The sequence below is a fragment of the Parabacteroides vesiculifaciens genome, from assembly GCF_049860805.1.
Lineage (GTDB): Bacteria > Bacteroidota > Bacteroidia > Bacteroidales > Tannerellaceae > Parabacteroides.
The window spans coordinates 3,196,277-3,209,599 of the sequence record NZ_CP187555.1 but is presented as its reverse complement, the minus strand read 5'-3'; the positions used below and the strand labels follow the sequence as shown (position 1 = coordinate 3,209,599).

The 13,323-nt window shown below is 50.3% G+C and carries 10 protein-coding genes; 6 read left to right on the top strand and 4 right to left on the bottom strand.

The window, feature by feature from the left end:
• The first annotated feature begins 4 nt into the window (after positions 1–4).
• The 6 genes from infB (at position 5) to ACPYIV_RS12975 (ending at position 7,643) form a co-directional block, all read left to right on the top strand.
• Positions 5–3,010, top strand: coding sequence for a translation initiation factor IF-2 (gene infB, locus ACPYIV_RS13000; RefSeq protein WP_293732113.1), 3,006 nt, complete (start codon positions 5–7; stop codon positions 3,008–3,010).
• 2 nt (positions 3,011–3,012) lie between these two features.
• Entirely contained in the window at positions 3,013–3,504 is a 492-nt protein-coding gene (locus tag ACPYIV_RS12995) for a CvpA family protein (RefSeq protein ID WP_293739033.1), read from the top strand.
• Between the two features lie 33 nt (positions 3,505–3,537).
• Positions 3,538–4,983, top strand: a complete 1,446-nt coding sequence (sufB, locus tag ACPYIV_RS12990; protein WP_293732111.1) for a Fe-S cluster assembly protein SufB — start codon at positions 3,538–3,540, stop codon at positions 4,981–4,983.
• Between the two features lie 87 nt (positions 4,984–5,070).
• Complete coding sequence (sufC, locus tag ACPYIV_RS12985) at positions 5,071–5,826, top strand: Fe-S cluster assembly ATPase SufC (protein WP_293732110.1); 756 nt, start codon at positions 5,071–5,073, stop codon at positions 5,824–5,826.
• Positions 5,819–7,171 (top strand): Fe-S cluster assembly protein SufD, encoded by a 1,353-nt coding sequence (gene sufD, locus ACPYIV_RS12980; protein WP_293732109.1) that lies wholly within the window; start codon positions 5,819–5,821, stop codon positions 7,169–7,171. The genes sufC and sufD overlap by 8 nt, the downstream gene beginning before the upstream one ends.
• A 91-nt stretch (positions 7,172–7,262) precedes the next feature.
• Positions 7,263–7,643 (top strand): VOC family protein, encoded by a 381-nt coding sequence (locus ACPYIV_RS12975; protein ID WP_293739031.1) that lies wholly within the window; start codon positions 7,263–7,265, stop codon positions 7,641–7,643.
• Positions 7,644–7,662: 19 nt separating this feature from the next.
• Here ACPYIV_RS12975 and ACPYIV_RS12970 read toward each other — a convergent pair whose 3' ends face one another.
• The 4 genes from ACPYIV_RS12970 to ACPYIV_RS12955 form a co-directional block, all read right to left on the bottom strand.
• Positions 7,663–8,223: an RNA polymerase sigma-70 factor gene (locus tag ACPYIV_RS12970; protein WP_300761991.1), complete on the bottom strand. Its 561-nt coding sequence runs from the start codon at positions 8,221–8,223 to the stop codon at positions 7,663–7,665.
• 54 nt (positions 8,224–8,277) lie between these two features.
• Complete coding sequence (locus ACPYIV_RS12965; RefSeq protein WP_425883368.1) at positions 8,278–9,360, bottom strand: Gfo/Idh/MocA family protein; 1,083 nt, start codon at positions 9,358–9,360, stop codon at positions 8,278–8,280.
• Positions 9,361–9,370: 10 nt separating this feature from the next.
• Complete coding sequence (locus ACPYIV_RS12960; RefSeq protein ID WP_425883366.1) at positions 9,371–11,656, bottom strand: GH92 family glycosyl hydrolase; 2,286 nt, start codon at positions 11,654–11,656, stop codon at positions 9,371–9,373.
• A gap of 179 nt (positions 11,657–11,835) precedes the next feature.
• Complete coding sequence (locus ACPYIV_RS12955; RefSeq protein ID WP_293732105.1) at positions 11,836–13,320, bottom strand: RagB/SusD family nutrient uptake outer membrane protein; 1,485 nt, start codon at positions 13,318–13,320, stop codon at positions 11,836–11,838.
• Positions 13,321–13,323: the final 3 nt, after the last annotated feature.

Below are 13,323 nucleotides of genomic sequence, written 5' to 3'. Positions count from 1 at the left end.
TGATATGCCCATAAAATTAATACAAGTACAAAGGAAATTAAATGTAGGGATCAACACAGTTGTTGAGTTTCTACGCAAGAAAGGGTTCGAGGTTGAGGATAACAATCCCAACACGCGAATCGGTGATGAACAGTATGCTTTGCTCGTAAAAGAGTTTGGAAAAGATTTACCGAACGGCGGACGTGAGCGTGAACGGGCTGTACCCGAACGTCCTCACAGGGAGGCTTCTTCTGTGAAAGAAGAAAAGAGTTCGGAAATAAAGACTGTGATACCGGAAGAATTCAAGCCCAAAATTGTGACGAAGGGCCGGATCGATCTGGACAGACCGCATAAAAAAGCACAGGAGGTACAGCATCAGCCTGTTTCCGCTCCTGTGGAAAAGAATGTAGAGAAGCCTGTCGAGGCGCCTGCAGCAAAAACTGCTGAAACCCCGGTTCAAGAGGTGAAAGCTTCCGAAGCAAAAGCTCCCGAAGCAAAAGCCCCTGAAGTAAAAGCGCCGGAGGTGAAAATGCCGGAGGTGAAAGCCCCGGAAGTAAAACAGCAGCCTGAGGAGATAAAAGAAGAAAAAGTTATAGTAGTGGAAAAGGAACCAGCAGAAGTGATTAAACCGGAGCCTGTACAGGAGCCGAAAGCTGCAAATGTAGAGTCAACGACCGCGAAATCCGAAGAACCCGCGGCACCTGCCGGCAACGGTTCTGATGAAGAATTATTCCGGTTGAATACTCCGAAGTTCGAGTCGAAAATCAAGGTAACAGGGAAGATAGACCTGAACGCGTTGAATCAGTCTACCCGTCCGAAGAAAAAGACCAAGGAAGAACGGAAGAAAGAGCGCGAAGACAAGCGCGAGAAGTTCGCCGGTAACAAGTCGGGGCAACAGTCGGGTAACGGACCTTTCAACAAAGGACCGAAAGATGCGGCAGCAAGACCCGGTGCTCCCGTCAAACCGGGAGAAGGCGGTGCTGCGGATGCAAAGAAGAAACGCAACCGTATCAAGAAAGACCGCGTAGACGTAAACAATACGCCGGGAACCAACGCACGCCCGTCACGTCCGAACGACGATCGCAAGCCGCGCCTGCGTAAGCCGGTGAAGGCGGAGATCAGCGAGGAAGATGTACAGAAGCAGGTAAAAGAAACCTTGGCACGCCTGACCAACAAGGGGAATAAGAACAATAAAGGCGCCAAGTACCGTCGTGACAAACGTGATGCCTTCCAGAAGCGTGAACACGAACTGATGGAGCAGGAAGAAATGGAAAGCAAGGTATTGAAGCTGACGGAATTCGTTACCGCCAACGACCTCGCCAACATGATGGATGTTCCGGTTACCAAGGTTATCGCGACTTGTATGAGTATCGGTATCATGGTTTCCATCAACCAGCGCTTAGATGCGGAAACAATTAATATAGTAGCCGAAGAATTCGGCTTCAAGACTGAATATGTAAGTGCCGAAGTGGTGGAAGCCATCAAGGCCGACGAGGAAGATGACAACGAAGAAGACTGGGTAGCACGTCCGCCTATCGTAACGGTGATGGGGCACGTTGACCACGGTAAAACTTCTTTGCTGGATAATATCCGTAATGCAAACGTAATTGCCGGTGAGGCGGGCGGTATCACGCAGCACATCGGTGCTTACAACGTGAAGTTGCAGAGCGGACGCCGTATCACGTTCTTAGATACGCCGGGTCACGAGGCCTTTACCGCTATGCGTGCCCGTGGTGCCAAGGTGACGGATATCGCGATTATCATTGTGGCTGCCGACGATAATGTCATGCCGCAGACTGTCGAAGCGATTAACCATGCTTCGGCTGCCGGCGTACCTATCGTATTTGCCATCAACAAGATCGATAAGCCGCATGCCAACCCCGACAAGATTAAGGAAGAACTGGCTAACATGAATTATTTGGTTGAAGACTGGGGCGGTAAATACCAGAGCCAGGAAATCTCAGCCAAGAAGGGCATGGGGGTAGAGGACCTGTTGGAAAAAGTATTGCTCGAAGCAGACTTGCTCGACCTGAAGGCTAACCCGAAGAGACGTGCTGTTGGTTCCATCATCGAGTCTTCGCTCGACAAAGGACGTGGATATGTTTCTACCGTGCTGGTTGAAAACGGAACGCTGAAGGTCGGCGATATCGTATTGGCCGGAACTCATTTCGGTCGTGTAAAAGCGATGTTCAACGAACGTAACCAGCGTATCGAAAAGGCTGGTCCTTCCGAACCGGCGCTGATCCTCGGTCTGAACGGTGCTCCGCAGGCCGGCGATACGTTTAACGTACTGGAGACAGATCAGGAAGCCCGCGAAATCGCCAATCGTCGTGAACAGCTGCAGCGTGAGTTGGGCTTGCGTACGCAGAAGATGCTTACATTGGATGATATCGGCCGCCGTATCGCAGTCGGCAACTTCCAGGAACTGAACGTGATCGTGAAGGGTGACGTGGACGGTTCGGTAGAAGCGTTGTCAGACTCTCTGATCCGTCTGTCTACGGAGGAAATCCAGGTGAACGTGATCCACAAGGCTGTCGGCCAGATCTCCGAATCGGATGTCGTACTGGCTGCCGCTTCCGATGCGATCATCATCGGGTTCCAGGTGCGTCCGGCATTGCCTGCACGTCGTCTGGCAGAGAAAGAAGGAGTCGAAATCCGTCTGTATTCGATCATCTACGATGCGATTGAAGAAGTGAAGAGTGCTATGGAAGGTATGCTTTCACCGGAAATCAAGGAAGAGATCACGGCCAACGTGGAAGTACTGCAGGTATTCAAGATTACGAAAGTGGGTACGATTGCCGGATGTATGGTTCGTGAAGGTAAGATCAAACGTTCGAACAAAGTGCGCGTGATCCGTGACGGTATCGTGGTTCATTCCGGTGAGCTGGAATCTTTGAAACGTTTCAAGGACGATGTGAAAGAAGTGGTTGCCGGATTGGATTGTGGTTTGAATTTGGTGAACTACAATGATATCCAGGTAGGTGATATCATCGAGGCATACGAAGAAACGGAAATCAAGAAGACGTTGTAGACATGAACTGGTTGGACATTACATTGCTATGTCTGGCAGGAATAGGATTTGTGAAAGGCCTGTTTGATGGAGTCATCAAACAGGTTGTTTCGCTTATAGCCCTCTTGGTCGGGATTTTCTTTTGCACGAAAGCGGCACTCTGGCTGCGCGGATATATACTGGCATTGGGCTGGTTTCCCGAGCAAGGGGTGACGGTGCTCAGCTACGTGGCAGGATTCCTGCTGATCGTGGGTGTCATCTTGCTGGCGGGAGAGATTCTGACGCGTGTGGTGGGAGCGACGCCGTTGAGTGTGTTGAACCATTTGGCCGGAGGTGTGGTCGGGCTTTGTTTTATGATGGCATTTGTCAGCCTCCTGCTGAACAGTATGGAGATGATAGACCGGGGATCGGTCCTGATCCCGCGTGAGGCAAAGGTCGAATCCCGTTTTTATAATTCAGTCAAAGAGATAATCCCAACTATTTACTTCCAAAATTTGTTTTTTAAGCAGGAATGAGTTTCATAATTAGAACAATATATATAATGTATAATGGAAGATTCAAACGACATACTAAACGAGGTAACGACCGGTGACTATAAATACGGATTCGTTACCGATATTGATACGGAGGTGATTCATCGCGGATTAGATGAAGAGACCGTCCGCATTATTTCTGCCAAGAAGAACGAACCGGAATGGCTGCTTGAGTTCCGCTTGAAAGCCTTCCGCCACTGGCAGACGCTGGAGATGCCTGCTTGGCCTCACCTGAATATCCCGCCGATCGACTATCAGGATATCATCTACTACGCCGCCCCGAAGAAGAAGGAAGGCCCGAAGAGCCTTGACGAGGTGGATCCGGAGCTGATGAAGACGTTCGACAAACTGGGGATTCCCCTGCACGAACGTGCACAACTCAGCGGGATGGCAGTCGATGCCGTGATGGATAGTGTCTCCGTAAAAACGACATTTAAGGAAACGCTGGCCGAGAAAGGTATTATCTTCAGCTCTTTCAGCGAAGCCGTCCAGCATCATCCCGACTTGGTACAGAAATATCTGGGAAGCGTGGTCAGCTATCGCGATAACTTCTTTGCGGCTTTGAACTCGGCGGTATTCTCGGACGGTTCGTTTGTCTATATCCCGAAAGGCGTGCGTTGCCCGATGGAGCTCTCCACCTATTTCCGTATCAATGCGGCCAATACCGGACAGTTCGAACGTACGTTGATCGTGGCAGACGATGAAGCTTACGTCAGCTACCTCGAAGGTTGCACTGCACCGATGCGCGACGAGAACCAGCTTCACGCCGCTATCGTCGAAATCGTGGCGCACGAACGTGCCGAAGTAAAATATTCAACCGTCCAGAACTGGTATCCGGGCGATAAGGAAGGAAAGGGAGGTATCTACAACTTCGTGACCAAACGCGGACTGTGCAAAGGCGAAGGGAGCAAGATCTCCTGGACGCAGGTGGAGACCGGTTCCGCCATCACCTGGAAATATCCGAGTTGCATCCTGGCCGGCGATAATTCGGTTGGCGAGTTCTATTCGGTGGCCGTCACCAACAATTACCAGCAGGCCGATACCGGTACGAAGATGATCCACCTCGGACGGAATACCCGTAGCACGATCGTCTCCAAAGGTATCTCTGCCGGACATAGCCAGAACAGCTATCGCGGCTTGGTGAAGGTTTCTCCCCGTGCCGAAGGCGCCCGTAACCATAGCCAGTGCGACAGCCTGCTGCTCAGCTCGACTTGCGGAGCCCATACTTTCCCCTATGCCGATATCCAGAACGAAACGGCGGTAGTGGAACATGAAGCGACAACAAGCAAGATCAGCGAAGAGCAATTGTTCTACTGCCAGCAGCGCGGCATCTCGGTGGAAGAAGCTGTCGGCCTGATTGTGAACGGATATGCACGCGAGGTGATGAACAAGCTCCCTATGGAGTTTGCGGTTGAGGCACAGAAGCTGCTGACCATTTCTTTAGAGGGAAGCGTAGGATGATTTATGATTTATGATTTATGATTTATGCGTTGATGATAAATCATAAATCATAAATCATAAATCGCATAAATCATAAATTATAAAGTTATGTTAGAGATAAAGAATTTACATGCCAATGTCAATGGCAAAGAGATATTGAAAGGGATCAACCTTTCTGTCAAGGCGGGTGAGGTGCACGCTATCATGGGACCGAACGGTTCCGGTAAAAGTACCTTGAGCAGTGTACTGGTCGGTAATCCGGCATTCGAAGTAACGGAAGGGGAGGTGATCTTCAACGGGAAGAACCTGCTGGATCTCGAGCCGGAAGATCGTAGCCGCGAAGGTATTTTCCTGAGTTTCCAGTATCCGGTTGAGATTCCGGGTGTCAGCATGGTGAACTTCATGCGTGCCGCTCTGAATGAACATCGTAAGTACAAAGGGCTGGAACCCGTTTCGGCTACCGACTTCCTGAAGCTGATGCGCGAGAAGCGTGCGATTGTCGAATTAGACAATAAGTTGGCGAGCCGCAGCGTGAACGAGGGTTTTTCGGGCGGTGAGAAGAAGCGGAACGAAATCTTCCAGATGGCGATGCTCGAACCGAAGCTGGCGATCCTCGACGAAACGGACAGCGGCCTGGATATCGATGCCCTCCGTATCGTGGCAAATGGTGTGAACCAACTCCGTACACCGGAGAATGCGGCTATCGTTATCACGCACTACCAGCGTTTGCTGGATTATATCAAGCCCGACGTGGTCCATGTCCTCTACAAAGGACGTATCGTCAAAACCGCCGGTCCCGAACTGGCCCTCGAACTCGAAGAAAAAGGCTACGACTGGATCAAGAAAGAGATGGGAGATGAGTGACATGAAGGCTGAACAACAATATATTGATCTTTTCACCCGCTATGAGGACCTGATCCGCCGCCATGCCTCGGACGTGCAGAATGCACCCCGTACACAGGCTTTGGCCGATTTGGAGCGGTTGGGATTCCCGCCGGTGAAGAGTGAAGATTATAAGTATACCGATGTGGCGCAGGCTTTTGCTCCGGACTACGGGGTGAATATCAATCGTCTCGATATCCCGGTCAATCCGTACGACGTGTTCCGTTGCGACGTTCCCAACCTGAGTACTTCGCTTTATTTTGTTGTGAACGATACTTTCTACGACAAGATGTTGCCGAAAGCCCATCTTCCCGAAGGTGTCTATGCCGGTGGGATGCGGACCTTCATGGAGAAATATCCCGAAGTGGCCTCCCGTTATTACGGCAAAGCGGCTCCGACCGGTAAGGATGGGATCATTGCCCTGAACACGATGCTGGCTCAGGACGGCTTTGTGGTCTACGTGCCGGAAGGTGTCGTTGTGGAGCGTCCGATCCAGTTGGTGAATATTTTCCGTAGTGATGTGGACACGATGGCGAACCGTCGTATCCTGGTGATTATGGAGGCCCGTTCGGAAGCCAAGTTGCTGGTGTGCGACCATAGTATCGACGATGTCAAGTTCTTAGCGACACAGGTTGTCGAGATCTTCGCGGGCGAAGGCGCCATCTTCGATTATTACGACCTCGAAGAGAGCAGCGTGTCGACTACCCGTTTTGCCTCCGTCCATGTGAAGCAGGAAGCGGGCAGTAACGTATTGGTGAACGGCATTACACTGAATAACGGCCTTACCCGCAATAACTATTATATCGAGCTGAACGGCGAACAGGCTGAAGCGACTTTGTGCGGTATGTCGATCCTGGACAAGGAACAGCAGTTAGATACCTACAGCCATATTACGCATGCCGTACCTCATTGCACCAGCAACGAGCTGTTCAAGAATGTCTTGGATGACCATGCGGTCGGTGCGTTCAGCGGCCGTATCTTAGTAAAGGAAGATGCACAGAAGACAGCGGCCTATCAGACGAACCGCAATCTTTGCGCGACCCGTGAAGCCCGCATGTACAGCAAGCCCCAGTTGGAAATCTATGCCGACGATGTGAAATGTTCGCATGGTATGACCACCGGGCAGTTGGACGAAAACGCCTTGTTCTATATGCAGAGCCGCGGCATTCCCCGCGATGAGGCGCGTATGTTGCTGAGTGTAGCTTTCACCTCGGATGTGATTGACTATGTGCGTCTGGATGCCTTGAAAGACCGTCTGCACAAATTAGTGGAAAAACGTTTCCGCGGAGAACTGGCGAGATGCGCCGGTTGCCGGATTTGCAAATAGGAATAATATTCTGGTTATAAAGGCCCGGATGAAGAGTTTCTCTATCCGGGCTTTTTTGTATCTTTGCGTCTAATCAACTATTTATTTAATTATGCAGTTAACTCATATTGCTATCTGGACTAATGAACTCGAACGTTCGAAAGATTTCTATGTGAAGTATTTCGGAGGGAAAAGCAACGAGAAGTATGTCAACCCGAAAAAAGGCTTTGCTTCGTATTTTGTGACTTTTGAAGGAGGCGCCTCTCTGGAAATTATGCAGCGGACGGATATAACGGAAGAGAAAAACGGGGGATATATCGGTCTTGCACATTTCGCATTTTCTGTTGGGACGAAAGAGAATGTGGATGGCATGATCGAACAGTTGCGCCGTGACGGGTATACCATCATCGGTGAACCGAGAACAACGGGGGATGGTTTTTACGAGGGGGCTTTTTTAGATCCGGACGGCAACCATATCGAGGTGATAGCCTGATAACGCCGGAAACGAGCGACTAATACAAATAAAATAGCAGAAGAGGAATATAGTCTTTCAGATTGGTGTGAAGCCTTTTCAGGGCCTGCGCGATATGGTATTCCACGCCTTTGGTAGTCATACCGAGTGTTTCAGCTATTTCTTTGTAGGGTTTGTTTTCGTAGCGGCTCATGATAAATATACGGCGGGTCTGTTCGGGCAGGGTTGCCAAGGTTTTATTGACGATCTCTTGCGCCTCCGCCGTAAACAGTTCTTCCGGGTTGCAGGCTTCGAGGGTGGAGATGCGGGTGTTCAGTTCCCATTCGGCATGGTTCTTCAGGTGTTCGCTGACGTCTTCCCGGACTTGTATATGTTGCAGGTAATTGATGCATTTGTTCTTGATGATTGTGAGTATATAGGCGGGGACATTGGAATCAGCCTTCAGCACATTCCGGTTTTCCCAGTATTGCATCAAGGCTTCTATGGTGAAATCTTCAGCTACGGCCATATCCCTTACATACATATTAGCAAAGCGGATGAACCGTCCTTGATAATCTGAGAATAATTGATTGAAAGCCTTTAAATCTGCTGAATATTCCATTACCTCCTATCGATTAGCGCGTAAATATAGTAAAATTTAAAGGAAATGCGATACTTATTTCAGATAGATTACCTTTCCCGTTTTTGCCGATTCTTTTGCTGCATCAAGAATTTCCATTACAATCAGATTATTCTGCAGGGATGACAGGGGATCTTCTTCTGCACTCCCTCTAACCACGGCGCAAAAATAGGAGAACGGGTTATTATAGGGGGCGGTACGGCTTACCGGATTGATTTGTTGTACGGGGGACTTTTCGCCTGTACGGATCAGTAGCGTTTCTTTGTCCGGAATCTGAATATAGCCGCTTTTTCCGTATATCTCGGAGGTCTTCATATTGACCGGCCAGTTCCAAGAGGCTTCGAGGATGCATTGGGCTTCCGGATAGGTCAGGATAACGGTGGCCTGGTCTTCCACTTCTTCATATTGATCCGGTTTGATGGTCTGGAAAGCCGATACTACGGAGAGAGGTTTCCGGTTGTCCATCAGCCAAGTCATCAAATTGGCTCCGTAACAGCCGAAATCCATCACGGCACCACCACCGTTTAAGACAGGGTCTTTGATCCAGGGGATCATTTCGGGATGCGTCTTCCGTTCTACTGGGCCGGTATGTCCGTCGCGGAAGATCGCTTTGCGTATTTCTCCGATTTCCCCTTTCCGTATGAGTTGTGCGGCTGCCTCATGAGAACCATACCAAGTCGTTTCATAGTTGGTCAGCAGGTGTATTCCGTGCCGGATGGCAAGTTCCGCCATCTCTTTGGCTTGTCTACTATTCGTAGCCAACGGTTTCTCGACCATGATGTGAACCTTTTTGGGTGCGAAGAACCGGACGACATCCTGATGATAATAGGTTGCGTTGAAGCAGGCAACAGCCTCAGGATGCTGTTGGTCGTAAAGTTCCTGCATGGTGGAATATACGATTTCCATGCTGAAACCGAATCGCTTGGACATACGTTCCGCCAATTGTTTGTCAGGTTCGACAATGCCGGCTATGACATAAGGTTTGTTTTTATCGTTTAAAACACCTCCCACATGCGAGTGGGTCAGCCCGATGATTCCTAATCTGACGGGTGCATCCTGCCCTGCCTTTGCCGACAGGACGGCAAGACAGAGCAGGAGTATGTGAATGATTCTTTTCATGTGTCGTTCTTTATAAACCGAGTGAAGGTGGAAGCGATCCGGTAGCTGAGGCCCATTCTTTGTTAGGGGTATCTCCCATGATGAACGAGAGGATACCCCCGTTCATGATGTCTTTGTGGAGGATGTAGCTCTTGTCGTACGGCTGGCCGTTGAGGGTGGCCGACTGGATGTAGATATTTTTTTCCGATGCTCCTTTGGCTTCGATCGTGAATTTCTTGCCGTTTTCAAGTGTGATAACACTTTCTTCGAATGACGGGCTACCGATCACATAGTAGGGCATGCCCGGGCAGACCGGATAGAAGCCAACCATACTGAAAACCAGCCAGGAAGACATCTGGCCGGCATCGTCGTTGCCGGAAAGTCCGTCGGGGGTCGTGAAATACTCGCGGTTGATGATGTCATGCACCCATTTTTGTGTCTTCCAGGGTTCGCCGGCATAAGCGAAAAGATAGGCGATGTGGTGTCCCGGTTCGTTGCCATGCCAGTAATAGTCTCCTTCGAAGAAGGTATCCAGGCGGTTGATGAAGCGCTCTTTTCCGCCCATATGCCGGATTAGCCCGGCTATGTCCTGGGGAGCGTACCAGGTGTAATGGTAAGGAGTCCCTTCACAGATAAACGAAGTGGAGGCAAACGGATCGAAGGGTTCGATCCAGGTTCCGTCGGCATGGCGTCCACGGGCGTAGCCGGTTTCGGGGTCGATTACGTTCCGGTAGTTTTCCGCCCGCTTGATGAGCGTTTTATAATCGTCTGTCTTGCCTAACTTCTTGGCAACCTGTGCAAGGACAAAATCATCATAGGCATATTCCAGTGTGCGGGAGACTTGTTCACGGCGGTGGAATGCTTCCATTACTTGATCCTCTAACGGGACGTAGTTGTATTTCAGGTAAGATTCCATTGCCCGGCGGCCTTTCCCGTCCCGGTAGCTGTTGGAGTCCGGATTAGCTTCGAAAGCATTTTTGCGCATCAGCGTGTAAGCTTCTTCATAGTCGAAGCCCGGAGCGTCTTTGACGATGGCGTCTCCGATCATGGCGATGCAATGGTCACCGATCATGGCAGCCGTGTAGCTGTTCCAGGACGGGAAGATGGGCAACCAGCCGCCCTGCTGTCCTTTCAATACGAGCGAATGCGCCATATCCCCGTTGCGGGAAGGATTGAGGATGGAGAAGAGCGGGTGGACAGCACGGTAGGTGTCCCATTGCGAGAAGTCGCAATAATAGGTTCCGTGGTCCATCTTCATAACCTGTCCGCCGCCATCGAATTTCGGATAGGAACCGTCCACATCGCTGAATGTGCGGGGCAGGAAGTGCGCGTTGTAAAGGGCGGAATAGAATTTGATCTTTTCTTCCTCGTTGTTCCCCTTGACTGCGATCTGGCCCAACGCTTGATTCCAGATGTCGGATGAAGCCTGGCGCACCTCATTGAAGTCCCATCCTGGGATTTCGGCGGCCAGGTTTTTGCGGGCATTGTCGATGCTTGTAAAGGAAGTGGCTACCTTGATTAATGTCTTACCCGGTTTTTGGGAGGCCAGCTTAACCCACGCTCCGACGGAGTGCTTTTGTCCCTGGGCCGATTTCCGGCCGGCTGTGACGGTCGTGTTGTCCCAAACGCCATAGTCGGCAATTTCTTCATTCAGCCGGATCACGAAATGTCCGCTGAATCCGGCTTCCTTGCCGTATCCCTGGTAGATGCGGTGTACGGGGTTGTAACCGGTAATTTCTTTCTTCTCCGGATCGACTTCGACAAAGGCGACACCTTCGTCGCTGTTAGGCTCGATCACGATATAGTGGTCGCCATCCTGCCCGAAGCTGAATTGCATGATACCGGCGCGGGAGAGTCCGGTCAGTTCGGCATGGATGCCATAGTCGTTCAGATCGACTGAATAATAGGAGGGAGTCGCTGTTTCCCGTGCATGGTCGAAAGAGGAGGCGCGTTTGGCCGGGTCTGTTTCGAGCTTATTGCTGAGCGGCATGATCGTGACGCTTCCGTAGTCTTGTGTGCAGGAACCGTTCATCCAGTGACTGGCGCGGAATCCCTGGATAGCGTCCTGGAAATAATAATAGGGGGGATGGCATTTCTGTTCGGTCGCCTGTGTCTGCGCCACCCAATTGGTCATACCGTGCGGGACTCCGACAGCCGGCATGATCTGTCCACGCTCTTCCGTCGAATTCTTATCTTTCCCCTGTACGATGCGGATATCCGTACCGATCAGTGGGTTGACATACTTCTCGAATTTGCTTTCCTGTTGGTTACATGAGAATAAACACAACGTACTTAATAAAATTGTCCAGGTCTTCATGTCATTAGAATTATAGATGGTGCAAATATACAAAAAAGGAGGGCTTGGAAGCCTCAAAACGACATCGGGATGTCAGGGGCAGGGACATCTCGATGTCGGCAGTGGGGACATCTTGATGTCATAGCGGGTGACATCAAGATGTCGTTTTGAGCATCTGTCAGTATGTGTTGTTTGGTCTGTCAATTCCGGGACTCGATCCTGTAGTCGTTCTGCGTCAGCTTCGGATTGACATCGATCTGCTTTTGCGGAATCGGGCAGATCAGGTTTGTCTCGTTCAGAGAGAATCCTTTACTTCTCATCACTTCGACTGCGCGTCCGGTGCGGATCAGGTCAAACCAGCGATGGTTTTCGAATGCCAGTTCCACGCGGCGTTCCTGTTCCACCATCAGGGAGAACTGGGCCTTGTCGGTTGTCTGCAGGTCGACCGGGCTGGTCTCTGTCGTCTGGTAACCGAAACCACGGCGACGCGTCATATTCAGATACTTGCAGGCTTCTGCCGTCTTTCCGTTCTGGTTCAGGGCTTCGGCATACATCAGGATCACGTCGGCATAGCGGATCACCGGATAGTTGTTGCTGGCATCATTGTTCTGGTATGGAACGTCCATGTACTTGCAAACATAGCGGGATTCCACCCATTCGTTGTTCTTACGGTTATCGTAATATCCTAAGGACATGGAGAAGTCGCGGCGGAGGTCGCCTTCTTCATAAGCATTGTAAATGTCCATTTCCGGGATATTATTACCACCTGTACCGCCGACTGCCACTACATTTGTTCCTGAGTTTTCAGGCGCAAAGTTATTGGCATAGTTGGAGCCTTCGCCATAGCCACCTTTCAGGAACTGGATTTCGAAGATACCTTCCTTGCTATTGTGGTTAACCGGGCTGAACACGTTTTTGTAACCGTCGATGTTCAGGCTTCCCGGCGTATTTTCCAACAAACTGTACCGTCCACTGTTAATAATTTCGGCCAGGATCGTTTCCGCTTCTGCATATTTGTGCAAAGTCATATAGACATCTGCCAGTAATGCTTTGGCTGCTCCCTGGGTGGCACGTCCGTCTTCGGCTGTCGGATAGGATACAGGAAGACCTTGTGCCTCTTTCAGGTCGGCGATGATCTGGTTGTAAACATTTTCTTTCGGTTCGCGCAGGATGTCGTAAGATTCCGAGATGCTTATTTCTTTCAGTACCAGAGGTACATCGCCGTAGACGCGGACCAGGTTGAAATACATCAGGGCGCGGATAAACTTGCATTCCAGTTTATAGCGGTTTGCCAGATCGGCGTTGATATCGATGCCGTCGATGCGTCCCAAGACCGTATTGGTACGGTTGATGACTTTGTAGGCCGCTTTCCAGAAATTGGCGATCATACTGTTCTGCGTGTCGATGTAGAACTGGTCGAACTCGTTCTGGGTCGTTACCGAACCGGAGAGCTGGTTGCGGGTATTATCGGAGGGTATTTCTCCGAAAACATACCAGTTACCATATATGTCATTCTCCTGTAGGGAAGAGTAGGCTCCGTTTACTGCCGAGAGAATGTCGTCGGCCGTCTTGTAGAAATCGTTTTCACTTAAATCCGTTTGTGGATTTTGTTCCAGGAAGTCGCTGCAGGATGAGAAGCTGAATCCCAGGAGAGCAATTGCGATCAGATTATATTTTAGTTTCATAAT